Origin of the sequence: Streptococcus sp. 27098_8_73, from assembly GCF_041432495.1 — a bacterium.
Lineage (GTDB): Bacteria > Bacillota > Bacilli > Lactobacillales > Streptococcaceae > Streptococcus.
Window position 1 is genome coordinate 1 of sequence record NZ_JAPVZT010000024.1, and the last position, 1,557, is coordinate 1,557.

Sequence of the window (1,557 nt, forward strand, 5' to 3'; positions counted from 1 at the left end):
AGACAGTATCTATTCTGAGGTTACTGTCTTATTTTTAACACTTTTTGATCTATAAATGGGCATGCTAAAAAAACACCTCATCTGGTATTTTTTGAAACAAGGGGTTACAATAATACGGCATAGACAGCCTTATCGATTTTGGGTCAAAGAGTAATCGTAAAGTTTGTTATGCGTTATGAGGTAATACATTGTTCGAATGAGACGATGTATAGAGGCAATCGTATGTGGCTTAGTTGAAGCTATTGTCGATTGTCTTTTTCGTTTCTCATAAAAGTCAGCGATATGGCAGGGATTGGTATGACTAGCTGAAGCTATGTTGTGAATGCACTTGAATAAGATTTTTTTGGCATAGGGATTACCTTGTTTAGTGATGTGTTCCTTGGCGAGAAAGTTCCCAGATTCATAGTGTCTCAGGTCAATGCCAATAAAAGCGTTGATTTGATTGGTAGACTGAAAGCGACGAATATCTCCCAATTCGCCAATGATAGATGTCGCTGTGGTTTCTGCGATGCCAGGAATTGACCGTAAGATGTCATACTCTGGTAAAGGCTGAGCTAGAGCTACCCTGTCGTTTAAGACAACTTGTCTGCGTTCAGAAAGACGAAGCAATTCTTGAGCATAGTAACGAACCTCTTCAAGCATTGGAGAGGTTTTCTTGACCGCACAAAAAGATTGTTTAGCGAGTTTTATAAGTTTATCAGTCAGGTAAGCAATACGCTTTTCAGAGATGCGTTTGGAGGTAGATTGACGGATAATCTCACACAAGTTACTTTGAGATAGGCTTAATACAAACTCTTTGCACGGAAAAGCCATCACTAAGTTCCAATATTGCTCTTCAGTAGGTGTGGATAATAGATTTTCCAATTCAGGAAATGTGACTTGTAGGACCTTGTGTAGACGGTTTTTAGTTCGAACAAGATCTTCTGTCATATTTTGATAGAACCGGCTTAAATCACGCAGGTGTTGATAAACTTCTTCCTGCACGTAAGTTGGTTTACGATTGTGCACAAGCTAAGATTTAGCCAGCTTTTCAGCGTCAATTTTATCTGTTTTACGAACTCGCAGACTGTCCAATTGCTTCTTAGCTTCCAGTGGATTTAGCCGTGTGTAAGCGTAACTATATTCCTCAAGAAAGGCTTGAAGATGTCGAGAATAGACGCCTGTAGCCTCAAATATAATCTCAGGGTTATGAACAGTTTTCAAGTCGCCCAACAGGCGATTGAATCCAATGGCATCATTGAGTATGGTGTAGCCATGAACCTTCTCACCGTTGACTAAAATGGCCACCTCAGAACTTGTTTTACTGCCATCAATTCCAAATACTACACGCATGACATTACCTCTTTTGTCTTGAATAATTCCATGTTTTAGTGATTTTATTTTCAATACGCGACGTCTAGCGTCCTACATACTTTGATCAAACTCCACCTAAAACAAGGTGTCTTGCCAGTTTGTCAAACGACGTCTAGCGCCATAGAGCCCCACGACTTTACAAGACACCACTACTTTAACATAAAGAAAAAGTAGTGAGTACTCTCTCGCGTCGGAGATTTCTTC

Annotated in this window: 1 pseudogene; it reads right to left on the minus strand. The window is 39.9% G+C overall.

The window, feature by feature from the left end:
- Positions 1-129 precede the first annotated feature (129 nt).
- A pseudogene (locus O3651_RS10050) lies at positions 130-1,332 on the minus strand (IS110 family transposase).
- Positions 1,333-1,557 lie beyond the last annotated feature (225 nt).